17 protein-coding genes and 1 other RNA gene are annotated in these 24588 nt (G+C 40.4%); 17 read left to right on the top strand and 1 reads right to left on the bottom strand.

Annotation, left to right across the window (positions count from 1 at the left end):
- Position 1: 1 nt before the first annotated feature.
- From aspS to EO111_RS00775, 15 genes are all read left to right on the top strand, one after another.
- Positions 2-1798 carry an aspartate--tRNA ligase gene (gene aspS / locus EO111_RS00845; protein ID WP_127010218.1) on the top strand — a complete coding sequence of 599 codons (1797 nt, stop codon included), beginning with the start codon at positions 2-4 and terminating at the stop codon, positions 1796-1798.
- Between the two features lie 98 nt (positions 1799-1896).
- A non-coding RNA gene (gene ssrS, locus EO111_RS00840) (6S RNA) lies at positions 1897-2069 on the top strand.
- A 281-nt stretch (positions 2070-2350) separates the two neighbouring features.
- On the top strand, positions 2351-3649 hold the full coding sequence (locus EO111_RS00835) for a replication-associated recombination protein A (RefSeq protein ID WP_127010217.1): 1299 nt from the start codon (positions 2351-2353) through the stop codon (positions 3647-3649).
- A gap of 115 nt (positions 3650-3764) precedes the next feature.
- The gene (locus EO111_RS00830; protein ID WP_127010216.1) at positions 3765-6491 is read left to right on the top strand and encodes a DNA translocase FtsK; all 2727 of its coding nucleotides are present in this window, start codon (positions 3765-3767) and stop codon (positions 6489-6491) included.
- A 53-nt stretch (positions 6492-6544) separates the two neighbouring features.
- Positions 6545-6991, top strand: coding sequence for a helix-turn-helix transcriptional regulator (locus EO111_RS00825; protein ID WP_062400958.1), 447 nt, complete (start codon positions 6545-6547; stop codon positions 6989-6991).
- Between the two features lie 18 nt (positions 6992-7009).
- Positions 7010-8971 (top strand): YgiQ family radical SAM protein, encoded by a 1962-nt coding sequence (locus EO111_RS00820; protein ID WP_127010215.1) that lies wholly within the window; start codon positions 7010-7012, stop codon positions 8969-8971.
- A gap of 30 nt (positions 8972-9001) precedes the next feature.
- Positions 9002-10045 carry an ABC transporter substrate-binding protein gene (locus EO111_RS00815; RefSeq protein ID WP_127010214.1) on the top strand — a complete coding sequence of 348 codons (1044 nt, stop codon included), beginning with the start codon at positions 9002-9004 and terminating at the stop codon, positions 10043-10045.
- Positions 10042-11382: a 30S ribosomal protein S12 methylthiotransferase RimO gene (gene rimO / locus EO111_RS00810; protein ID WP_127010213.1), complete on the top strand. Its 1341-nt coding sequence runs from the start codon at positions 10042-10044 to the stop codon at positions 11380-11382. The genes EO111_RS00815 and rimO overlap by 4 nt, the downstream gene beginning before the upstream one ends.
- Positions 11383-11394: 12 nt before the next feature.
- Positions 11395-12630, top strand: a complete 1236-nt coding sequence (locus EO111_RS00805) for a competence/damage-inducible protein A (RefSeq protein WP_127010212.1) — start codon at positions 11395-11397, stop codon at positions 12628-12630.
- A gap of 4 nt (positions 12631-12634) precedes the next feature.
- The gene (recA, locus tag EO111_RS00800) at positions 12635-13744 is read left to right on the top strand and encodes a recombinase RecA (RefSeq protein ID WP_369813334.1); all 1110 of its coding nucleotides are present in this window, start codon (positions 12635-12637) and stop codon (positions 13742-13744) included.
- Entirely contained in the window at positions 13744-14247 is a 504-nt protein-coding gene (locus EO111_RS00795) for a regulatory protein RecX (protein ID WP_127010211.1), read from the top strand. The genes recA and EO111_RS00795 overlap by 1 nt, the downstream gene beginning before the upstream one ends.
- 106 nt (positions 14248-14353) lie before the next feature.
- A complete protein-coding gene (gene rny, locus EO111_RS00790) occupies positions 14354-15937 on the top strand; it encodes a ribonuclease Y (RefSeq protein ID WP_369813333.1) in 1584 nt (527 codons plus the stop codon).
- 205 nt (positions 15938-16142) lie between these two features.
- Positions 16143-17906, top strand: a complete 1764-nt coding sequence (gene dnaG, locus EO111_RS00785; RefSeq protein ID WP_127010210.1) for a DNA primase — start codon at positions 16143-16145, stop codon at positions 17904-17906.
- A 21-nt stretch (positions 17907-17927) separates the two neighbouring features.
- On the top strand, positions 17928-19160 hold the full coding sequence (rpoD, locus tag EO111_RS00780) for an RNA polymerase sigma factor RpoD (protein WP_127010209.1): 1233 nt from the start codon (positions 17928-17930) through the stop codon (positions 19158-19160).
- Positions 19161-19463: 303 nt separating this feature from the next.
- Positions 19464-20246: a basic amino acid ABC transporter substrate-binding protein gene (locus EO111_RS00775; RefSeq protein ID WP_127010208.1), complete on the top strand. Its 783-nt coding sequence runs from the start codon at positions 19464-19466 to the stop codon at positions 20244-20246.
- A gap of 567 nt (positions 20247-20813) precedes the next feature.
- Here EO111_RS00775 and EO111_RS00770 read toward each other — a convergent pair.
- Positions 20814-21761, bottom strand: a complete 948-nt coding sequence (locus tag EO111_RS00770) for an L-lactate dehydrogenase (RefSeq protein WP_126940595.1) — start codon at positions 21759-21761, stop codon at positions 20814-20816.
- A gap of 426 nt (positions 21762-22187) precedes the next feature.
- Between EO111_RS00770 and EO111_RS00765 the strand changes: the two genes are divergently transcribed.
- Together EO111_RS00765 and EO111_RS00760 are read left to right on the top strand one after the other, a co-directional pair.
- A complete protein-coding gene (locus EO111_RS00765; protein ID WP_126940544.1) occupies positions 22188-23081 on the top strand; it encodes an epoxyqueuosine reductase in 894 nt (297 codons plus the stop codon).
- Positions 23068-24252, top strand: coding sequence for a multidrug effflux MFS transporter (locus EO111_RS00760; RefSeq protein ID WP_126940543.1), 1185 nt, complete (start codon positions 23068-23070; stop codon positions 24250-24252). Before EO111_RS00765 ends, EO111_RS00760 begins: the two co-directional genes overlap by 14 nt.
- Positions 24253-24588: the final 336 nt, after the last annotated feature.

The following is a 24588-nucleotide window of genomic DNA, read 5'->3' as shown; positions in this document are numbered from 1 at the left end:
AATGGAAACTATGAAAGGTTTACACCGTACACATCATTGTGGAACTATCGGTGCAGAACAAGTAGGAACAGAAGTGGTTCTTTGCGGTTGGGTAGAGCGCCGTCGTGATCATGGTGGATTGATTTTTATTGATTTACGTGACCGCTCTGGGGTTGTGCAAATCGTGGCATCTCCTGATCATAATATGGAGTCCTTCCATAAAGCAGAAGATGTGCGTAATGAATATGTATTGTGCGTGCGCGGTACAATTACAGAACGTGATGCAGCGGCTGTGAATCCTAATTTACCAACTGGTAAATATGAAATGTACTGTGAAGAGTTACGTGTATTGAATGCAGCGAAAACACCTCCATTCTATATTCAAGACAATATCGATGTAGATGAAAATATTCGTTTAAAATATCGCTATTTAGATCTTCGCCGTCCAGAAATGCAAGCAAACTTGATCTTGCGTCATAAAGTGACAAAAGCGATGCGCGATTTCTTTGACAACAATGGTTTCTTGGAAATTGAAACACCAATGTTGACAAAAAGTACACCAGAAGGAGCTCGTGACTACTTAGTTCCATCTCGTGTAAATCCTGGTACATTTTATGCATTGCCACAATCTCCACAAATTTTCAAACAAATTTTGATGGTTGCTGGCTATGAAAGATATTTCCAAATTGCTCGTTGTTTCCGTGATGAAGATTTACGTGCAGACCGTCAACCTGAATTTACACAATTGGACATCGAAATGAGCTTCATGAACCAAGAGCAAATCTTGAACATGCAAGAGCAAATGATTGCCCATGTATTTAAAGCGGCACAAGATGTGGAAATTCCATTACCAATGCCTCGCATGACTTGGGATGATGCGATGAATCAATATGGTTCTGATAAACCGGATATCCGTTTTGATATGAAGTTTACAGATGTAACTGACTGTGTGCAAGATACAGAGTTCAAAGTATTCCGCTCCGTTATCGACAATGGCGGTCAAGTAAAAGGTATCGTTGTAAAAGGTTATGCAGGTATTCCACGTCGTGAATTAGATGATTTGACAAACTTCGTAGGTATCTATGGTGCCAAAGGTTTAGCTTGGGCTTGTTTCAATGAAGATGGCACGATCAAATCTCAAATTATGAAATTCTTAGGTGAAGATACTGTTCGTAACATTGGTGCAAAAATGAACGCAGAGCCAGGTGACTTGGTATTGATGATTGCGGATAAACCAGCTGTAGTTGCGAAAGCTCTTGGCGAATTACGTCTTGAAATGGGTAAACGCCGTGGCTTAATTGATGAAAACAAATTGGCCTTCTTATGGGTAACTGATTTCCCTATGTTTGAATACGACGAGGAAGATAAACGCTTTGTGGCAATGCATCATCCGTTCACATCTCCACGTGAAGAGGATATGGACTTGTTAGCCACAGATCCAGGTGCTGTAAAAGCCATCGCTTACGACATGGTATTGAATGGTGTGGAAATCGGTGGTGGTTCCATCCGTATTTATCAATCTGATGTACAAGAAAAAGTATTCAATGCGATCGGCTTAAGCACAGAAGAAAGTCGTTCTAAATTTGGCTTTATGTTAGATGCCTTTGAATACGGTGCTCCTCCACATGGTGGTTGTGCTTTCGGTTTAGACCGTTTGGTGATGTTGATGGCGAAACGTCAATCCATCCGAGACGTGATTGCATTCCCTAAAACACAAAGTGCATCTGATTTGATGAGCCAAGCTCCATCTGAGGTAGCACCAAAACAATTGCGTGAATTACATATCAAAACAGATGTGGCAAAAGAAAAATTAGTATAATCGAATTTGTCCAATAGAAAATTGATATACTTTTAAGGAAAGGGACGGTGTATTTCTTCTTGAAATGACCGTTCCTTTCTGCTATACTATGAGTAAAGAAATTCCTGCTATGTGCGTGTTATATCGCAGTTTTGAGCCAACATTTTAACTTAGGGATTCTCACTCTTGTAAGGGCGCTCTGCCTCTACGAGGACTGTAATCTTACAAGGAGGAAACCCACCTGCCCTTGCAGGATCAAAACACGGTATGGATACGGCATAGTGGGGCCTTTATAACCGCCTTATGGTGGTTTATTTTTTTTGCATTAATAAGAACATATAGACTATATAACTGGATGCATGTATAATAATGTACAGATAATATTTGTTGTAACATCAGGTTTCTACAAGTTTGTTGCTCAACGTGATTTTGTAAACTATACAGGAATTGTTCAATAAGGCTACTAAGAAGGAAGCTCGGGCATCAACTATGTATAAATATATATATGTATGTACTACTGCATGCACGGTAGTAGTTATCAATATATGATGGTAAATATAGGGAGGTGTAAGGATGAATTTGTTTGAGAATATGGAACCAGTAGATCCATTTGAACCCTTGGCGGTCCGCATGCGACCACGTTCATTGGACCATTTCTTTGGACAAGAACAAGTAGTAGGGCCTGGAACATTTCTTCGCTCTATGATTGAAGAAGATAAGGTACCCTCCTTATTGCTATATGGGCCATCTGGGACAGGTAAGACTACGTTAGCCAAAATTATTTCGGAGCTAACTAGTAGTCGTTTTGTTATGCTTAATGCGACCAATGTGGGGATTGGTGAACTTCGAAGTACTATTGAAGAAGCGATGCGTATTCGTACATCTTTGCATCAGAGGACAATTTTATTCTTAGATGAAATTCATCGCTTCAATAAAAGTCAGCAAGATGTATTGTTGCCTTCAGTGGAAAGTGGTCAAATCATTTTAATTGGTGCTACCACAGAGAATCCTTTCTTTGAAGTGAATCGACCTCTTTTATCTCGATTGCGCTTGCTTACTCTAGAGCGATTAGATGCTACGGCATTAGTGGCTATCTTACGTCGTGCTTTAACAGATGAAGAGTATGGTCTAGGTAAGAAAGCGCTGATTGTGACAGACGATCTATTAGAGGATATAGGCCGCTTTGTAGATGGAGATGCCCGTATGGCTTTAAATATTCTGGAGCAAGTGGGGGCTATGGTTCGATCTGGTGGAGAAATTACCGTAGAAATTATAGAAAAAGTACTAGGTCGACGAGTGTATCGGTATGATAAGAAGGGGAATAATCACTATGATGTAATTTCTGCTTTCATTAAAAGTATGCGTGGCTCTGATCCAGATGCGGTGCTATATTATTTAGCTCGTATGATTGAGGCAGGAGAGGATCCTGTATTTATTGCTAGACGCATCGTTATTTGTGCGGCAGAAGATGTAGGACTGGCAGATCCACAAGCCTTGGTAGTGGCAAATGCAGCGGCCCAAGCATCCCATATGGTGGGCCTACCAGAGGCGCGCATTATATTATCAGAGGCTGCTGTATATGTAGCTTTAGCACCTAAGAGTAATAGTGCCTACCTAGGAATTGATGCAGCTATCCATGCGGTGCGCCATAAAGAGCAAGGTGAGGTGCCGAAGCATTTACGAGATGCTCATTATGGAGGTGCTAAACAATTAGGACATGGAGTTGGCTATCGCTATGCACAGGATTATCCTAATGGTTATGTGGAGCAACAGTATTTACCAGACACCTTAGTAGGTGAGACATTCTATACCCCTTTAGAACGTGGTTGTGAAGAGGAACTTGTGAAAGCTTGGAAAGCACGTAAAGGATAAGGTTATTTTCTTGTGAGAAGGCTCAGCTTTGAGAATATTCGATATACTTTCATAGGTGAAAATGGTATAATAAAGTGCTAAGGTATATGATAGAAACAGAGTTTTGGAGTGGAAGATGGTAGAGGAAAAGAAAGGTAAGGCCCCAAGAAGGGGACAAAAGATACAATCGAAACGTTCTACGCCTCTTAAAGAAGATAAACGAGGTAGCACTAGGGGAACTAAATCGCAGCCTAAGGGGATTCGCACTGAGGTAAAAGGCTTACTTCTCATGTGTTTTGCTATATTAGCACTTGTAGGTATGGCCGGTATTGAACTGGGGGCCTTAGGAAGTATTATCAGTGGTATTTTCTCTTATGGTTTTGGCCTAGGTGGTTGGGTTGTAGCTATATGGGTTCTATACAATGGTTGGTGCTGGCTTTATAAAGGGTCATTGGCATCAATTACAAGAAAAGGATTGCTATATACAGCGTTATTACTTGTTGTATTAGCGCAACTGGTACTGTGGAATGTCGATAATGGAGATGAATTAGGAACCACAACATTAGCAAATAATGGCGGTGTACTAGGTGGTTTGTTAGGAGTTTTTTTAAGAAATTTATTAGGGAATATTGGTGGCATTTTAGTGACATCCATTCTTGGCCTTGCTTGTGTATTGGGGATTACAAAATTATCTCTCCGTGAAGGCTTGCATAAAGCGAAGGATAAGGCTAGTGTGGGGCTCGAAATAGCGCAAGAAAAAGCAACAGAAACAGCTAGTGCCATTCGTGAACAAGTACATGAATGGCGTGAAGAACGTCGTAAGGCCTATGATCGTGAAAAAGACACTAGGTATCCTAAAATAGAAGAGGATATGTTTGATATAGAATTGGAATCTGATGTTGATGTAATTACCGAAAAAACTGGTGCTGAATCTACTGAAAAAGCGATTGAGGAAGTTCAGAGAACACAGGTATCAAACCTAGAAGAAACGGTAAACCCCACACCAGAGGAAGAAGTAATCGCTTCCAATACACAGATGGAAGCAGATTTTACTGAAATGGAAGAAGATGATACTACACATAACCATATTCCAGAGCCAGAACTACTTGAAGATGAGATAGTGACTAGTACTTCTATGGTGCAGGCACTAGAGGATTCTCCAGTGGTAGATCGAGCAGAGGAACCTATCACAGACGATGCTTCTTTACAGGATATATGGGAAGATAGGGAGACCACAGATGTGGACGAAGACTCTTATGTACCAGAAGAGTCTATAAATTTAGAACCTATAAAACCTCCATCATTTTTGCAAACTACTAATTATGTAGGATCCTTGGTAGAAGTACCAACCATTGAAACTACGAAAGAAGATACTGCAGCAGTAGCTGTGAACACGGATGGTGTGGCGCGTCCTAGGACGATAGAAAAGCCTTATCAATATCCTCCGTTGACGATGCTTTCACAGGGAAAATCCAATCCTGTGACCAGTGAAGAAGTGGCTCATAATGCAGTCTTACTAGAAGAAACATTAGATAATTTTGGTATTACAGCAAAAGTGGTGAATGCCACCCAAGGTCCAACGGTAACACGTTATGAATTAGAACCTGCGAAAGGGACAAAAGTAAGCCGAATTATGGGTTTACAAGATGATTTAAAAATGAGCTTGGCAGCCGTTGATATTCGTATGGAAGCACCTATACCAGGAAAGTCTGCAGTAGGCATTGAAATTCCTAATAAAAATGTGTCTGCTGTTCATTTACGAGATGTATTGGACTGTGAAGAGTTCCAACAAGCGAGTGGTGGTATTCCGGTAGGACTTGGTAAAGATATTGCAGACATGCCGGTTATTACGGACTTGGCTAAAATGCCACATCTATTGGTGGCTGGATCCACGGGGTCTGGTAAATCTGTTTGTGTCAATACATTGATCTCTAGCATCTTATTTAGTCGTAAGCCAGATGAAGTGAAACTGATTTTGGTGGACCCTAAAATGGTAGAGTTATCCGTGTATAACGGTATTCCACACTTGATGTTGCCAGTGGTAACAGATATGAATAAAGCAGCTGCTGTATTACGATGGGCAGTTCGTGAAATGGATGCCCGCTATATGACATTAGCCACAGCAGGCGTGCGTAATGTGGCTAGCTATAATAAGCAAAATCCAACCAAATCGATGCCTCTCATTTTAATTATTATCGATGAGTTAGCTGATTTGATGATGACTAATCCAGATGTGGAAGAATCCATTGACCGATTAGCCGCAAAAGCACGTGCCGCAGGGATTCATATGGTATTGGCAACGCAACGTCCATCGGTGGATGTGATTACAGGTAAAATTAAAGCCAATGTACCGAGTCGTATTGCTTTCACAGTGGCTACTCAAATTGATTCTCGCACCATTCTGGACCAAGCAGGAGCAGAACGCCTATTAGGTCGTGGCGATATGTTATTTAATCCTATAGGAGCGAATAAACCAATTCGTATTCAAGGGGCCTTCATTTCTGATGAAGAAGTGGAAGAATTGATTGCTTTTGTCAAAGGACAAGGTCAGCCAGAATATGATGAAGTGATGATGGCAGAAACAGATAAAGGTGCTGAAAGTTCTGATGCCGTTGGCAGTGATGAGGAACAAGATGAATTGTTGGAACGAGCTGTACAAATTGTACTAGAACAACGTAGTGCGTCAGCCTCTATTTTGCAACGTAGATTGCGAGTTGGTTTTTCTAGAGCCGGTCGTTTAATTGATACCATGCAAGATATGAAAATTATTGGTCCTCCTACGAATAGTAGTAAAGGTCGCGATATTTTAATGGGAGAAGATCAAATTAGAGAACTATATTTCCCAAATTTTACAGTAGATTAGAGTAGTGTGCCATTTGCGTTATGTAGATGGCACCTATATGTATAGGAGGTTCTATGGCATCGATTGGCGAAGAACTTAGACGTGAGCGTCAACGACGCGGTTTAACATTAGAACAAATTGAAGATGTATTACATATAAAAGTAGCTTACCTACATGCCTTGGAGCATGATGAGTTTAGTCGTATTCCAGGTAGTGTGTACACCAAAGGGTTCATTAAAAATTATAGTGAACTACTGGGCTTAGATAGCCGTCGATTGGTGGATACTTTTAAAAATAGAATGGGTGAATCCTTGACGATTCCCAAACGCAGAATGGTATCAAAAGAACAAGAGAAGGCTGATGCCTTTCGAGAACAGGAATTGATTGAGGCGCCGAAACAACGGTTAACCTATGAAAGTCGCAAGGCAAAGCGACAAAAAACGATGATGATAGAACGATTTGTAGTAGGTGGTATTTTGCTGCTGATTATTCTATTTTTAGGTTGGCTATTTTTCGTGTAATACAGTATAAGGAATACAATGAAAGAACAATATTTAATTACTACAAAAGCAGAAATGGACGAACGAGGGTGGGCTGAACTTGATTTTGTCATTATCAGCGGAGATGCCTATGTGGATCATCCTTCCTTCGCGCCTACTGTAATTGGTAGATTATTAGAGTCCTATGGATATCGAGTCGGTATCATAGCTCAGCCAGACTGGAACGATGTGAATGCCTTTAAGGTTTTGGGAAAGCCTCGATTGGCATCCTTAGTGACAGCAGGTAATTTAGACAGTATGCTCAATAAATTTACAGCAGCCAAGAAACATCGCCGTGATGATGGGTATTCTCCAGGTGGTGAATCTGGGCGACGCCCAGACCGAGCTACGGTGGTGTATGCGAATCGTATGCGAGAGGCTTTTAAAGGGGTTCCTGTTGTTATTGGCGGCATTGAAGCCAGTTTGCGACGATTTGCCCATTATGATTATTGGTCCGATACAGTGCGCCGCTCTATTTTGATGGATAGTAAGGCAGATGTCCTTATCTATGGTATGGGAGAAAAGCAAATTCGTGAAATCGCCGAAGCCTTAGATAAAGACCAATTACAAAAACGATTACCTGCCATCAAAGGGATTTGTTATGTTGCCAACACCGTGCCAGAGAATGCTATTGAATGCCCATCTTACGAAGCTATATCAGCAGACAAAGAAATCTTTGCTAAAGCCTTTAAAATGCAATTTGATGAGCAAGATCCATACTATGGGAAAACAGTGGCGCAAGGGCATGGTAATCGGTATATAGTACAGAATAGTCCAGCCTTACCATTAACACAGGAAGAAATGGATCATGTCTATAGTTTACCCTATATGAGAAAATGGCATCCTATGTATGATGCGGCTGGTGGAGTACCTGCCTTAGCAGAAGTACAGTTCAGTATTACTAGCCATCGTGGTTGTTTTGGTAGTTGTTCTTTCTGTGCTATTACAAGCCATCAAGGGCGAATTATTCAAAATCGTAGTCATCAGTCGATCTTAGATGAGGCTCACCGTATGACAACTATGGATGGATTTAAAGGATACATTCATGATGTAGGAGGTCCTACGGCAAATTTCCGTCATGTTGCTTGCGATAAACAGTTGAAAGTAGGCGCTTGTAAGGGGAAAACATGTGCTGCGCCCAAAGCATGTCCTCAGTTAAATACGAATCATGATGACTATGTGAGCATTTTGCGAAAAGTACGTAATGTAAAAGGCGTAAAAAAAGTGTTTGTTCGATCGGGGCTCCGATATGACTATGTATTGGACGATAATAACAAAGACTTCGTTCGAGAATTGTGCGAACATCACGTGAGTGGTCAATTAAAAGTTGCCCCTGAACATGTATCCGAGCATGTAACGACCATCATGGGGAAAGCCAATAAAAGTTACTTCTTAAAATTTAAATCTTGGTTTGATGAGGCGAATCGTAAATTAGGTAAACAACAATTTTTGGTGCCTTATTTTATGAGTTCTCATCCAGGCTGTACATTAGAAGATGCTATTGAATTGGCAGAATTTTTGCGAGATCAAAATATGACTCCAGAACAGGTGCAAGATTTTATTCCTACTCCAGGTAGCTTATCGACCGCCATGTATTACACAGGAATCAATCCCCTTACAGGTGAGCCTGTATATGTGGCTAAAAAAGGCAGAGATAAAGCTATGCAACGAGCCTTGATGCAATATAAACGAGAAGATAATTATGAATTAGTAAAAGAAGCCTTAATCAAAGCAAATCGCAGAGATTTAATCGGTTTTGGACCATTATGCTTAATTCCTCCGCGATGTATAAAACGGAATGCACCAAAATCTGATAGGACTAGAATTTCAGTTAAGGGTGGAGTGAAACCAACAGGTAGAGGAAAAGGATCTGTGCAAGGGGAACGACATACAAATAGTGGTTCTAAAACTGGTATAGGAAATCGAAAAAATAAAGGTATGAAAAAAAGGAATTTTGGTTAGGTATCTCTAATAGGTAAAGGAGGTGAATCTATGAAACGGTTACGATTGCTTATGGTGTATGTACTAGTAGTAGTAGGTATGTTTAGTGTAGGCTTGTGGCTTAATGATATGAAACAAGATCAAGTGGATCAACGTGTGATTTCTACAAGAGCAGAAATTACTATCTATACAGATGGGGACCCTGAAGTCATGACGGCTATAGGACAGGCCTATGAAAGAGAGGCACAAGTAAGAGTACATGTTATTCCCATACCGCAGAATCAAATGGGTACACGGTTAGCTTTGCCAGAAGCAGAGCAACAAGGGGATCTTGTGATTTCTACAAAATCCAATCTCAGTGAAGGGGTTGAGCATGGAGCCTTTCGTAGATTGCCAATTACTTTAACGTATTCGGTAGATACAGTATTCCACGGTCCGGATGAGCAATGGGTAGGGATATGGTATGATCCTTATGTCTTAGCCTTACACGATACCTTCTATAGTAGTCAGGGAAAATATGTAAACACTTGGTTTTCCTTAGCTTATACGGGCCCATGGCGTATAGCGGTCACTGATTTTGTAGCCGATGCATCGGCCACTACTTTATTGAATAGTTTTGGTGCTATCTATGGACTAGATGGTGCCATCTCCTATTTTGATAGTTTGCGACCGCGTATTGTGCAGTATGCAAAAGCCTTGCCATCTTCAGTGCGCATGGCTGCTATTGGAGATGTACAGGTCAGCGTAGGACATTATTCGGATGCCAAATTATATGAGATTCATAAATATCCTTTGACGATTTTATATCCTAGGGAAGGTACTCCTTATGATTTGATGGGCGTAGGGATTCTAAAAGGATCCAGTAATGTTGGTGAAAGTGAAGCGTTTGTGAGTTGGTTACTTTCAGAACGGGTACAAGCTGTATTGAAAGAGGGGGATAGGTATTATTTGCCAACCAGAGAAACGGTGGAATCTCATAAAGACCGACAGGGCAATCATCTTGTGTTATGGAATGCAGGGATTGTGAAAGAAGAGCAAGATAAGATATTACAAGAATGGATACGACAAGTGCGTTTTAGAAAGGATACACCATGAGTAAGTTGTTAGGTTATATTAGTTTAGGTTGCGCCAAGAATTTGGTGGATACAGAGGTGATGCTAGGAGCTTTACAAGATAATGGCTATGAAATCACAGAAGAGTTAGAAAAAGCAGAAATTATTATTATTAACACATGCACATTTATCGAGAAAGCAAAAGAAGAATCTATCAATACTATATTAGAGGCTGGTCAATATAAACAATATGGAGACTGTAAAGGTCTTATCGTGGCGGGCTGTTTAAGTCAGCAATACCAAGAGGAATTGTTTACTGAAATTCCAGAAATTGATGCCCTCATTGGAACAGGGTCTTGGAATCGTATCATGGAAGCTGTGGAGGCCATTCAACAAGGTCAACGTATTTGTATCATGGATAGTATGACAAATATGTATGATGAAGGCATGCCACGTATGATGACAACACCGGACTACAGTGCATATGTAAAAATTTCTGAAGGATGTAATAATGGATGTACGTTCTGTATCATTCCAAAAGTACGTGGGGCCTATCGCAGTCGATCTATGGAGTCTATTGAACGAGAAGTACAGCAGCTTGCAGAAGCAGGTGTGAAAGAAGTTGTGTTAATCGCTCAAGATACGACCTACTATGGCGCAGATTTAAATAATGGTACACCGCTGCTTTCAGAGTTATTGAAACGATTGGCGAAGATTGAAGGTATCGAATGGATTCGCATGTTGTACTTGTATCCAAAACACTTCTCTGATGAATTGCTAGAAACAATCATGACAGAACCAAAGGTGTGCAAGTATATAGATATGCCGCTACAACATATTAATAATACTGTGTTACAACGTATGAACCGTAAGGATACGCGAGAAAATATTGTAGCCTTGTTGCATAAAATCCGCAATCGCAGCGAGCATATTACATTGCGCACATCCCTTATTGTAGGCTTCCCTGGAGAAACAGAAGAACAATTCCAAGAATTGGCAGATTTTGTCAAAGATATTCGATTTGATCACATGGGTGTATTTACGTACTCTCAAGAGGATGGTACACCAGCAGGTCTGATGGATGACCAAATTCCTGAAGAAGTGAAAGAAGAACGATACCATACATTAATGGCTATTCAAGCACAAGTTTCAGAGGAACATAATCGTGATCTAGAGGGAACGATTCATCAAGGCCTAATTGAAGCTATCGATGAAGTAGAGCCGGGAAAATTTTTGGCTCGTGGACGTTTGCAAATGCAGGCTCCAGATGTAGATGGTAACATGTATGTAGAAGATGTAACAGGACTTTCTGAAGGCGATATTGTGACTGTAAAAGTATCACAAGGTTTCGCTTATGACGTGGTAGTAGAAACTGTATAGGATGGTGATAGCATGATCGTAGAATTAATCTCTACAGGATCAGAATTATTACTAGGACATATTGTCAATACAAATGTAAAATGGCTCAGCGAAGAACTGAACAATCGTGGCTATTCTGTGGCATATCAAACGACGGTGGGGGATAATCCTGAGCGTATGAAAGAGGTATTTCAACGAGCAGGGGAGCGAGCAGATATTGTGATCAGTTCTGGAGGCTTAGGTGCTACCCAAGGAGACATAACTCGAAAATCCTTGGCAGATGCGCTAGGATTACCTTTGGTATTTCACGAAGAAGCAGGTCGTGAGGTAGATTCTTTTTATGAGAAACAAGGTAGGGTGAAACCTTACGAATCTGACCGAGATCGGTATTTGCCAGAAGGGGCAAAGGTACTACATAATCCAGTAGGTGTGGCACCAGCAGTGGTAGTGGAACAGGATGATACGGTATATGTATTGTTACCAGGTCCTCCATCAGAATTACAAGGAACTTTTATAGAAAGTGTGAGTCCCTTTTTAGAGCGACGTTTTGGACAGCAAGGGATGATCTATTCTGAGCGGTATGCTGTGTATGGATATCGTGAAATGCAACTAGAGACTCTATTGCAAGACTTGATTCAGAATCAGCAGAACCCAACTATAGCACTATTGATCAAACCAGGATACATTGAAATTCGCTTAACTGCCAAAGGCGAGTCAAAAGCAGACTGTCAGGAGAAATTAGGTCCATGGAGGTCTATCCTATTAGAACGCTTGGAAGATATCCGTAGTTTAGATACATCGATGTTGGAAGACTTTCACAAGGTAGCGCTAGAAGCAGGTATTACCATAGGAACTGCTGAATCCTGTACAGGCGGCCTAGTAGGAAAAATCTTGACTGACTTAGGTGGTAGCAGTGGATATTATCAGGGTGGTATTATTTCCTATGCAAATGCGGTGAAAGAACAAGTATTAGGTGTATCATCAGAGACATTGGCAACATACGGTGCTGTCAGTGAAGAAACGGCTAAGGAAATGGTTGAAGGTGTATTTCGTGTATTACGTACAGACTATGCCATTGCGACCACAGGGATAGCAGGTCCAGGTGGTGGCAGTCAAGAAAAGCCAGTAGGTCTTGTGTATATCGGTATTGGTACACCACGAGGTATTACTGTACATAAAGAGATATTTATAGGGGATCGTACTAGTATCCGTAAGAGTGTAGCGGAACGAGCGATTCAATATGTATATAAAGAATTAATAGAAAGGTAGAACAATGGCAAAGGATAAAGCAAAAGAAGCAGCAATTGATATGAAAAGCGGATCTCAAGAAGATCGTATGAGAGCCTTAGAAGGGGCTTTAAAACAAATTGAAAAAGACTTTGGTCAAGGCGCGATCATGCGCATGGGCGAAGCGGCGGATAAAATGAACATTGAAGTCATTTCTACAGGTGTATTGGCCTTGGATTTGGCAGTTGGTGTAGGTGGATTCCCACGGGGCCGTATTATTGAAATTTATGGACCAGAATCTTCTGGTAAAACTACGGTGGCTTTACATGCAGCAGCAGAAGCACAACGTAATGGTGGCGTTGTTGCCTTCATCGATGCGGAACATGCCTTAGACCCTGTATATGCGAAAAAATTAGGCGTAGACATCAATAGCTTGTTGATTTCCCAACCGGATAATGGTGAACAAGGCTTAGAAATTACAGAGGCTTTGGTTCGCTCTGGTGCAGTAGACTTAATCGTTGTGGACTCCGTAGCAGCCTTAACACCTAAAGTAGAGATTGATGGTGAAATGACAGATGCTCACGTTGGGGTACATGCGCGTTTGATGAGTAAAGCATTACGTAAATTAACAAGCTCCATCAGTAAAACTAGAACGGTTATTATCTTTATTAACCAATTGCGTGAAAAAGTAGGCGTTATGTTTGGTAACCCAGAAACAACTACGGGTGGCCGTGCTTTAAAATTCTACTCTACGATTCGTTTAGATGTACGCAAAGGGGAAGCATTGACTTCAGCTAAAGAACATGTCGGTAATCGTACAAAAGTAAAAGTTGTGAAAAATAAAGTAGCTCCTCCATTCAAAGTAGCAGAATTTGATTTGATGTTTGGGGAAGGCGTTTCCTACGAAGGTACATTGATTGACATCGGTGCGAATATTGAAGTGATCAAAAAATCTGGTGCTTGGTATTCCTATAATGGAGAGCGTATGGGTCAAGGTAAAGAGGCTGCCAAAGTATTCTTGAAAGAAAACCCTCAAATTGCTCAAGAAATTGATGCTATTATTCGTGATACATTAGCAGCAGAACCATTGAATGTGCTTGGTCATGATGAAGAAGTGGATGAAGTAGCAACTACTGAAACTGTGGATATGGAATAATGGCATTTCGTACATCGAAAGAAGAGGAGTGGACATTTGCATCAGCTATGGAGCAAGCTTTGCGCTTATTAGGGCCACGGTCCTTAAGCACCTTAGAGCTACGGCGTAAATTGTCTCAACGGTCTGTACCCGGTGAGCTAATACAGGATGTAGAAGAAAAACTTCTATCCTTGTCGTACTTAGACGATGAAGAATTGTCGGAAGATGCATTGCGTGCCTATATGGAGTCAGAAAAGTATAGTACCTATTACATTCGTGAAAAAATGCGCGAACGAGGTCTTGCTGTATCTTATGTATTAGATGACTATGATGAATGGTCGGTAGCGGTAAAACTATTAGAGCAACGATTTCACATATCCGATGAGGAGCGGTTAGCAGCCATCGAAGAGGGTGAAGAAGATAAGTTTAGCAAGAAAAAAATAATTTATTTTTTGAAGAATCGTGGATTCGCTGTGAGTACAATTCAATCTATCTGTTATGAATGGGGCCCCTACTTAGAGTAGGGGCTTTGTCTTGACATTCCACGGTGTATGAACTAAAATTAAAATAGCCTTAATAATAAGCAAAATAAAATTTAAAAGCAAAATGGGCGAGAAACCGGGGAAGCGGATGTATCGACTTCTCCTTTTTTTATGCAAGTGGGAGGTGAACACGATTTTAGAATACAGCATTATTGCCGTAGTCATGGTATTAATTGGTCTTGGAGTAGGCTATTTATTGCGCCGCAATATTGCAGAAGGTAAGCTAAACAAAGCGGAAACAGAAGCTGCACGTATTGTTGCTGATGGCGAGCGCTTAGCGGAGTCTAAGAAAAAAGAAGCGTTACTGGAAGCAAAAGAAGAAATTCATAAATTGCGTGCTGATGTTGATAAAGAAAATCGGGATAGACGTAATGAATTACAACGTCTTGAACGACGGATTTTACAAAAAGAAGAGCAATTAGACAAAAAACTAGACAGTATTGAACGCAAAGAGGAGTCCTTGCACCACAAGGAACGCAATCTAGAAAAAGCGGAAGAAAAAATTGAGGTATTGCATCAACAACAAATGGAAGAGTTAGAACGAATTTCTAGCTTAACCTTTGATGAAGCAAAACAAATTTTATTGACAAAAGTAGAACAAGAGATTCGTCACGACACTGCTGTGATGCTTAAAGATCTTGAGCAACAAGCAAAAGAAGAGGCGGAAAAGAATGCCAGAGAAATTATTTCTATGGCCATTCAACGATGTGCAGCTGACCATGTAGCAGAATCTACAGTGTCTGTGGTGACATTGCCAAATGATGAGATGAAAGGCCGAATTATCGGTCGTGAAGGCCGTAATATTCGCGCTTTAGAAACGTTGACGGGTATCGACTTAATTATTGATGATACACCAGAAGCAGTTATTTTATCCGGATTTGATCCAATTCGTCGCGAAGTAGCACGAATTGCCTTAGAAAAACTCATTGTAGATGGACGCATCCATCCAGCTCGTATCGAGGAAATGGTTGAAAAAGCACGCCGTGAGGTGGAAACAACTATAAAAGAAGCGGGCGAGCAAGCTACTTTTGAAGCAGATGTACATGGCTTACATCCAGAAGTGATTCGTATTTTAGGTAGACTAAAATATCGTACTAGTTATGGACAGAATGTACTAAAACATTCTGTAGAAGTATCTCATTTAGCAGGTATGATGGCAGCGGAATTAGGCTGCGATGTAGTACTGGCTAAACGAGGCGGTTTATTACATGATTTAGGCAAAGCCTTAACACATGAAATTGAAGGATCTCACGTGGAAATTGGCGTAGATCTTGCTAAAAAATATCATGAAAGCGCATTGGTGCAAAATTGTATTGGCGCTCATCATGGTGATGAAGAGTTTAAATCTGTAGAGGCTGTATTGGTAGCGGCAGCAGATGCTATTTCTGCAGCACGACCAGGAGCTAGACGCGAAACATTAGAAAATTATTTAAAACGATTATCTAAGTTGGAAGAAATCGCTGAATCTTTTGAAGGCGTTGAAAAATGCTTTGCTATCCAAGCAGGTCGAGAGATTCGCGTTATGGTAAAACCAGATAAAGTGGATGATGTGGAAGCGAACTTGTTGGTACGTGACATCATTAAACGAATCGAAAATGAATTAGAATATCCAGGACAAATTAAAGTTGTGGTTATTCGTGAAACACGAGTCGTAGATTACGCAAAAAAATAGTCTACATAAGTGGTTGGAGCAGCCTTTGGCTGCTCTAACTTCTTTTTTTTCACACTATATATGAATTGCATATATAGTGTGAAAAAAAAGAAAGTATCTGTAAGTAGGAGTTTTTTTATTTGTGTAGAATAGTATAGATAGAGAACGTATATATAATTTATACTTTTTAGTAAATACACTGTAGTGCATAGCTTAGGAGAATGACATGAGCAAGTTTTTCGATGATGATATAATTGAACAAGTCAAAGATGCCAATGACATTGTATCTGTCATTTCTGAGCATATTCCATTAAAGAAGAAAGGGAAAAACTATTGGGGTTGTTGTCCATTTCATAATGAAAAGACACCTTCTTTTAGTGTGACCCCTGAAAAGGGCTTTTTTTATTGTTTTGGTTGTCGAGAATCGGGGAATGTTATCAGTTTTTTAATGAAATATGATAATTTAACTTTTCCAGAAGCGATAGAAAGATTAGCTAATCGTGCTAACATTGCTTTGCCAGAACGGACCGTATCATCAGCAGAACGAAAACGTATGGCCCGTATGGAATCTATGTATGAAGTGAATGAACTAGCTACAAATTTCTTTCATAATTGTTTAGTAAAAACAGAGTTAGGAAAACAGGGTTTAGACTATTTGCTAAAACGAGGTCTATCCATGGAGACTATAACAAAGTTTCGCTTAGGTTTTGCTCCAGATGGATGGGATAAGTTATACAGTGCCTTTATTGGACGTGGAGTGGACCCTAATTTGTTATTAGAGTTAGGGCTATGCCGTAAAAATGAGCAAGGTAAAATATACGATTATTTTAGAAAACGTGTGATGTTTCCTATCATGGATGGAAAGGGGCGTGTGTTAGGCTTCGGTGGTCGTGTTCTTGACGACAGTAATCCGAAATATTTGAACTCCCCGGAAACGGAAATATTTAATAAAGGACATTTATTATTTGCCTTTTATCAATCCTACCGTAGCATTCGTGAAAAGAAACAAGCAGTCCTTGTAGAGGGATATATGGATGTACTGAGTTGTCATAATGCAGGCATTACGAATGTAGTGGCATCGTTGGGTACGGCCTATACGAAAGACCATGGTAGGTTATTAATGCGTCAAGCAGAGGAAGTTGTTCTTGCCTATGATATGGACGGAGCTGGTCGTACAGCGGCTAAGCGTGCTATCGAATTATTGCAAAATACAGAATTTTCTGTTAAGGTAGTATCTATGCCTGATGGAAAGGATCCAGATGATTTTATCAAAAATCACGGTCCTGAAGCATGGCAAGAATTGGTGGATACATCGCCAAGAGATTTTGAGTTTTTACTAAATGAAAGCTTACGTCGTCACGATACTAATTCGGTAGAAGGAAAGCGATCTGTTTTGGGAGATATGTTCCCCTTTATTGCGGGCCATGAAAGTCAAGTGCGACGTGATGAATATTTAAAAGCTATGGCATTACCTTTATGGTTAGATGTGAGTACCATCATTACTTACTTTAGGCAGTTTCTTCGACAAGGAAATATAGAATTAAAACAGCAGGATCTTAATGTGCCTAAGGAACATTTCACAGATGAAGAAGAATTGCTGTACTGGGTAGGTAAGGATAATACTATTTATACCTTAGTGAGCCAATATATAGGAGTAGAAGATATATCGCATCCTATGTATCGCGCCTATTATGAAAAGATTGGTGACTTGGTAACTAGAGGTGAAACATTGTCGGACATCCTTTTAGAAGGAGCTTTAGATGCAGAATCTTGGCATATGTTTGGCAAATGGTCGGTCTTAATTGACCGTGAAATGAATGAGGAATTATTGCACAATTTAATTCGAAGTGTGCGATTAAAATCCCTTCGCAATCAATATAAGGAACATAGTCGATTGGCAGACCAATTAAGTAGAGCTAATGATCCTAGATTTATAGAAGAGTTACGAATGTGTCAGGATTTACAAGAATTGATTAAACAGTGGTCTTGATGTAGTGAAAGGAAGAGCACAGTGGCAAAGAAGAAAAAAGAATCGCAAGTGCAAGAAATTATCGCGGTTTTATTAGAAGATGCGAAACGAGAAGGCGTCATTACAGCTAAGAAAATTTCTGATGCACTTTCAGAACAAATGGGAGTAACAGCAGAGCAGCTTGATAGTATGTATGCAACATTTAATAATTTAAATATTGAAGTTATTCCTGATGATGAACATGCTTCTGAAAGTGACTTGCATCTACATGATGAATTAGTAGATAAGGATATAGAAGTCGATGTCGATGTAGATGTAGATGTGGAACATTTAACTAGTGACATCGATATTGCTACGGAAGAAGATGATGAAGAAAAAGAGATTAATCTTGATTTATCTATTCCTGAGGGGATGAATATTGATGATCCAGTGCGTATGTATTTAAAAGAAATTGGACGTGTTCCATTGCTATCTGGTGACGAAGAAATCATTTTGGCACAACAAATTGAGGCAGGTAATCAAGAAGGAGCTACCTATAAAGAAGTTCGTTTAGGTAGTAGCGCGAAACAGAAATTAATTGATGCTAACTTGCGTCTTGTGGTAAGTATTGCAAAACGCTATGTAGGCCGTGGTATGTTGTTCTTGGATTTAATTCAAGAAGGCAATTTGGGGCTTATTAAAGCAGTCGATAAATTTGACTATACAAAGGGATATAAATTTTCTACCTATGCCACATGGTGGATTCGCCAAGCCATTACAAGGGCGATTGCTGACCAAGCTAGAACCATTCGTATTCCAGTACATATGGTAGAAACGATTAATAAATTGGTGCGTATTCAACGTCAATTATTACAAGACTTAGGCCGTGAACCAAGTCCAGAAGAAATTGCTGAAGGTATGGGCATCACAGTGGAGCGTGTTCGAGAAATTCAAAAAATTTCTCAAGAGCCAGTCTCTTTAGAAACGCCAATTGGGGAAGAAGAAGATTCCCATTTAGGAGATTTCTTGGAAGATAAAGATGCAGTAGCTCCAGATGATGCGGCTAGCTTTATTCTATTGCGAGAACAAATTGTTGAAGTATTTAGTTGTTTAACAGATCGAGAACAACAAGTGTTAGAATTACGCTTTGGTTTGAAAGATGGGAAGCCACGTACATTGGAAGAAGTTGGTCAATTCTTTAATGTGACACGGGAACGGATTCGTCAAATTGAAGGAAAAGCTTTAACAAAACTGCGGAATCGTGGGAAACGAGATAAAATTAAAGACTTTTTATAATGCCTAATATTAAGTAATAGTAGTTAGTATTGTAGGTAGGGATTGTAACTAATTGTGAAATAATTATGCTGTTATAGTCTTACGTATTAAAATAATGAACCTAGGGGGAAGTTGATATGTTTTGTTCAACTTCCCTTTGATGTATTTGATGGTATTATAGTAAATATCTTTTGTAGAGTAAAATAAAAATAGTGATATACTTATAAAGAGAAACTTTATAAAAAATACTTGCTATTTAATAATTGTGTGGTATAATTTATGTATAAATAATCATAAGTAGTGAATATATTCTGGGAGGTAATTATGATTAGCATGAAAAAACTAGGTCTTATCCTATGTACAGCTGTTCTTAGTGTAGGTTTGCTAGCTGGTTGTGGTAGTGATAAAAAAGAAGCGCAGTTAACACAAACAGCAGGGGTGTTGAAAGTTGGTTCTGAAACCACATTCCCTCCATTTGAATTTGCAGAAGAAAATACTAATAAATATATTGGTTTTGATGTAGATTTAAGTGAAGAAGTAGCCAAACGGTTAGGCTTAAAATTAGAGTTTGTCAGCATGGGATTCGATGCGTTGATTCCTGCTACACAATCTGGCAATATCGATATGATTGCAGCTGGTATTAATGCAACTCCAGAACGTGAAAAAGCATTAGCATTCTCTGAGCCATACTTCAAAGAAGGCGGTTTCATCACTATCGTTCGTAAAGATAATACAGATATCAAAAAAATGGATGATCTTGCTAATAAACGTGTAGGGGTTCAAATTGGTACAGTACCTGTGGAAATGGCAAAAGCAATCCCTGGTACAGATGTAAAAGAAATGGATTCTAATAGCAATATCTTCATGGCATTACAAGCAGGTACGATTGATGGTGCTATCATTGACCAAGCAGTGGCTATGTATTACTTGAAACAAGGTGCAGACAAAGATCTTAAATTGGTAGGAGAAGGCACAGATGCACCTCCATTCGTATTAGGGTTCAATAAATCTAACACAGCATTACGTGATAAAGTTAATGAAGCTTTGAAAGCAATGCGTGAAGATGGAACATATGATAAAATTTACTCCAAATGGTTCGCTAAGTAATTCCGCTATGTAGCCTGTGGCGCGTTTATTAGCAAATGGAAGACCGCAACATATTCCTTCTCAAACTGATACAGTGGTTAGGTTTGTTCAGGAACATGTTGCGGTCTTCTTGCGTTTGTGTGAGTTAGTAAAAAGGGGGCCACAATGGCTACTACTCGTAACGGCACCGCTCAGGGGGTGGAAGAGCACGACATATTCCGACCCGAACTGATACAGTGGTTAGGTTTGCTCCGGAATATGTCGTGCTCTTCTAGCATTTGTCTTATTTTGGCATAGGGAATACCACAAAGGCTACTACGCATAAGGGCCTTGCTCAGGGGTGGGGGATGTGGAAGAGCACGGTATACTCCTCACAAACGGTATTTCATAATGTGTCGTCTCTTGTTCAGCTATGTAGCTCGTGGCGTTCTATCCGATGTAGTGAAAGGAAAGACCGCAATACACCTCCTCAGAAACGGTATTTCATAATGTTTCTTCGGAGGTATATTGCGGTCTTTTAGGTTTATAATATAGTATTCATAAAGGATCGCCACAGGGCTACTACGCATGACTGCGTTCCTCAGGGAATTATAGTGTGTGTGCTAGTTTAATATATTCCCGAATGCGTTCGCAAGAGTTGTGGAAGGCTTTTTGTTCGTCAGCGGTTAGGTGCAATTCCAAGATTTCTTCGATGCCGTTTTTGCCGATGATGGCAGGGACGGAGGCAAAGACGTTGTGTTCGCCGTATTCGCCTTCTAGTTTACAGGATAGAGGTAATACTTTTTGTTCATCGTGGAAGTAAGCACGGATGATTTCTGTAACGGATGCAGCGATACCAAACTCTGTGGATCCTTTTCCGATGAGGACGAGGTAGCCACCGTATTTCATTTGTTCTACTAGGGCATTTTCATCAAAGGTTGGGAAGCGGTGAGGAAGCTCCTGTTGGAGTTCTTTTAAAGGTTTGCCAGATACTGTGACGTGAGACCAAGGGACCATAGCGCTACCACCGTGTTCACCCATAGCATAGCAAGATAAAGAGCGACGATGTACGTGGATTTGTTCAGCTACTAATCGTTGCAAACGAGCAGAGTCTAAGGATGTGCCAGAAGAGATGATTTTGTGTTTTGGGTAGTTTAGATATTCTTGTACATAGGCCGCTACTACGTCAGCTGGGTTGGAAATGCTCACGATGAAACCGTTGAATCCCGATGCTTTCACACGAGGAAGGAATTCACGCAATACTTCTATGGTGGACCCTAGTGTATCTAGTCGATCTTGTTCTGGGGATGGTAGAGGGCCTGCAGAAATAACGAGGATATCGCAGTCTCCGATATCTTCAGGTTCGCAAGGGATAGCTTCTACACGATGTGGTAAGTAACTTACCGCATCATTAATATCGGTGGCTTGAGCAATAGCTTTGTCTTTATCGATGTCTACCATGTATAATTGGTCAACCTCACCTTGTGTAGCAAGGGAAAATGCCACGTGGGAGCCCACATGACCAGTGCCGATAATGGCAACTTTACGTAGTTCTATAGACATATTGTTCCTCCTGTGTTGAATAATTAAAGTAATTAGTAATATGTTATAGGATAAAACTTTTGAGTTCATTTAGTCAATACGTCACTTGCTAATCTATGCAGCTTGCAGCGTGTTAATTGAATAGGGCAATGGGAAGAGCACGGTATACTCCTCACAAACGGTATTTCATAATGTTTGTTCGGAGCACACCGTGCTCTTCTTGTTTTTTGATTCGGTCAGTAAATCTCGCAGCAAGGCTGCTACGCTTAACTGCATTCTTTAGTGAGCGGGATTAGTTTTGAGTTTTTTGGTAGTACTTCCATAGAAAACTGTGAGTTAAAATAAAGTTTCTTGAAATACATAGTCTTTGTTCGTAATTAGTATGATATATGAGTGGCTGTTTATATATAAAACCTATGGATTGTATAGTATAATGAATGCATGACAAATTTAGAACTTGAAGAATTAGCGATACAATTAAATATTCCTGCGGTGGGGGTGGCGTCTTGGCCTTTGCCGGCGGAGGCGTCGTTACATTTGGATACGCCCTATCCTTGTCCGTTTACGAATGGAAGTATTGAAGAACGATTGCAGGGGTCCACGACTATTGCTTCACCGAAGTCCGCGATAGTCTGTTTGTTTCCTTATTATATGCCTAGGGAAGGAGTGACGAATTTAGCTAGGTACTGTTGGGGCGATGATTATCATGTTGTGGTACGACAGTATTTGGAACGACTGGTGGATATTTTGCGTGAGCGCTATCCTGACGAAATATACGAGATTCATTGTGATACGTCACCTTTAGCGGATCGGTATATGGCATACTTGGCAGGCTTAGGGTTTTATGGGTGGAACCAAACATTTATCAACCCTACGTGGGGCTCCTATACTGTTATTGGGACTATTATGACGACGTTGGAATTGTCTCCTTCTGTACCGCTTGCACAGAGCTGTCTGCAATGTGGTGCTTGTTTGCGTGCTTGCCCCGGTAAGGCCTTACAAGGAGATCATTTAGATTATCGAACCTGTAAAAGTTATCTTACCCAATGTAAAGGGGAACTTTCAGAGGAAGAAGAACGAATTATTGGTAAAACACCTCTCATTTTTGGGTGTGATGTATGCCAGGAGGTGTGCCCCCACAATCGAGATATTCCTATGACGCCTATACCAGAGTTTCAACAGGTTACATCCTACATTGAGGTGGAGGAATTAGAAGGAATGACGAATAAGGAGTTTAAAGCGAAGTACGGCCACAAAGCATGGGCTTGGCGAGGAAAAAAAGTGTTGCTTCGCAATGCGGAGATTGTTAGAAAGGAAAAGCATGAAGGAAAGTAAGTCTGTTTCATTGTTTTTAATTATATTCTTAGGATTGCTCACAGCGGTAACGCCATTGGCGACGGATATGTATTTGCCAGCCTTGCCGATTATGCCTGGAGAATTGGATACATCGGCATCAAATATTCAAATGACCATCGGCATTATGACCATCGGTATTGCAGTGGGACAACTCTTTGCAGGACCTATCAGCGATGTGCTAGGTCGCAAGAGACCGCTCATTGTGGGAAACTTACTTTGCGTAGTAGCTACCATGGTTTGCGCTTATGCACCAAATATTGAAGTACTCTTGTTGGGTCGATTTTTGCAAGGTGTGACGGGTTCCTTTGGGGTAGTTATCTCTAAGGCTATCGCTCGTGACCATGCATCGGGACCGGCTCTGATTAAGTTGCTGGCATCATTGATGATGGTCAATGGCTTGGCGCCTGTTATCGCTCCATTAGTGGGAGGACAAATTTTGGCATATGAAACGTGGAGATTTATTTTCGTCGTTTTAGCAGGCTTTGCGATTCTTCTTCTCGTGGGGTCCATTCTATTCCGTGAAAGCTTACCAACAGAACAGCGCGTAGCAGGGGGGATTCAAGAGGCCATCAAAAACTATAAGATGCTATTAAAAGACAAAGCTTTTTTAGGACAATGCGGTATTCAATGCTTTGCTTTTGGAGCCTTTTTTTGTTACATTAGTGGATCATCCTTTGTGTATCAAAATATTTTTGGGTTGGATGCGCAACAATTTAGTTATATATTTGGCATCAACAGTTGTGGTATCATTTTGTTTAGTATAATTAGCTCTCGTTTGAGTAATGTTATTAAGGATTACCAATTGTTGCACGGTAGCTTGTGTGTGCTATTCCTAGGATCCACTTTGTTCTTAGGAGCTATGGCACTGAATATACCATTCTTAGTGGTGACCACAATTTTATTCTTTACCGTAGGGACGGTGTCTCTATTCGGGGCGGCTAGTTTTTCTATGGCTATGGCAAATTACGGTCACCTAGCAGGTAGTGCATCTGCCTTATTAGGGTTTTTCTCCATGATGTCTGCGGGTGTTGTGTCACCTATCGTGGGGATCGGAGGGTCATATACGGCAATTCCAATGGGAATCACAATGGTGGTTTGCTCGTTAACGGCGTTGCTCTGTTATTATCGATTTGCACGACCTACCATATAGGGATTTCATTATCATACTAGTACTTACAAATATATAACTTTAGTGCTAGCATGTATATCGGTATTGGAAAGAATGAGAACACGATTACAGATGTATATAGGCGGGCTATTCTACATTAGTATATGCTTGGTGGCTAAGCAAGATCTTGCAAGGTGTAAAGAGGAAAGGTTTCTTTCAAAAATATAGATAGAAAAGAGGTTTCTTTCGTTGACATAAGCGGTGCTTGTCATGTATAATAATTGAGTCATAGTTTGGGTACGCCCAACTATTGCAAGCCGCATGAAGAGGTCAATAATATTTGGCTTCGGCTAGATAACCGCATTCAGCGAGTACGAA

This window comes from Veillonella sp. CHU594, from assembly GCF_003992265.1.
Lineage (GTDB): Bacteria > Bacillota > Negativicutes > Veillonellales > Veillonellaceae > F0422.
Note: the sequence above shows the minus strand (reverse complement) of the source record. Positions and strands in the feature narration are given on the sequence as shown.

Excerpts from the sequence above, each read along its gene's own strand:
- EO111_RS00775 (WP_127010208.1), top strand. The coding sequence starts at position 19,464 with ATGATTAGCATGAAAAAACTAGGTCTTATCCTATGTACAGCTGTTCTT.
- EO111_RS00835 (WP_127010217.1), top strand. The coding sequence starts at position 2,351 with ATGAATTTGTTTGAGAATATGGAACCAGTAGATCCATTTGAACCCTTG.
- EO111_RS00820 (WP_127010215.1), top strand. The coding sequence starts at position 7,010 with ATGAAAGAACAATATTTAATTACTACAAAAGCAGAAATGGACGAACGA.
- EO111_RS00760 (WP_126940543.1), top strand. The coding sequence starts at position 23,068 with ATGAAGGAAAGTAAGTCTGTTTCATTGTTTTTAATTATATTCTTAGGA.
- EO111_RS00830 (WP_127010216.1), top strand. The coding sequence starts at position 3,765 with ATGGTAGAGGAAAAGAAAGGTAAGGCCCCAAGAAGGGGACAAAAGATA.
- EO111_RS00795 (WP_127010211.1), top strand. The coding sequence starts at position 13,744 with ATGGCATTTCGTACATCGAAAGAAGAGGAGTGGACATTTGCATCAGCT.
- EO111_RS00825 (WP_062400958.1), top strand. The coding sequence starts at position 6,545 with ATGGCATCGATTGGCGAAGAACTTAGACGTGAGCGTCAACGACGCGGT.
- recA (WP_369813334.1), top strand. The coding sequence starts at position 12,635 with ATGGCAAAGGATAAAGCAAAAGAAGCAGCAATTGATATGAAAAGCGGA.
- dnaG (WP_127010210.1), top strand. The coding sequence starts at position 16,143 with ATGAGCAAGTTTTTCGATGATGATATAATTGAACAAGTCAAAGATGCC.
- EO111_RS00815 (WP_127010214.1), top strand. The coding sequence starts at position 9,002 with ATGAAACGGTTACGATTGCTTATGGTGTATGTACTAGTAGTAGTAGGT.
- rny (WP_369813333.1), top strand. The coding sequence starts at position 14,354 with ATGTATCGACTTCTCCTTTTTTTATGCAAGTGGGAGGTGAACACGATT.
- EO111_RS00805 (WP_127010212.1), top strand. The coding sequence starts at position 11,395 with ATGATCGTAGAATTAATCTCTACAGGATCAGAATTATTACTAGGACAT.
- aspS (WP_127010218.1), top strand. The coding sequence starts at position 2 with ATGGAAACTATGAAAGGTTTACACCGTACACATCATTGTGGAACTATC.
- EO111_RS00765 (WP_126940544.1), top strand. The coding sequence starts at position 22,188 with ATGACAAATTTAGAACTTGAAGAATTAGCGATACAATTAAATATTCCT.
- rimO (WP_127010213.1), top strand. The coding sequence starts at position 10,042 with ATGAGTAAGTTGTTAGGTTATATTAGTTTAGGTTGCGCCAAGAATTTG.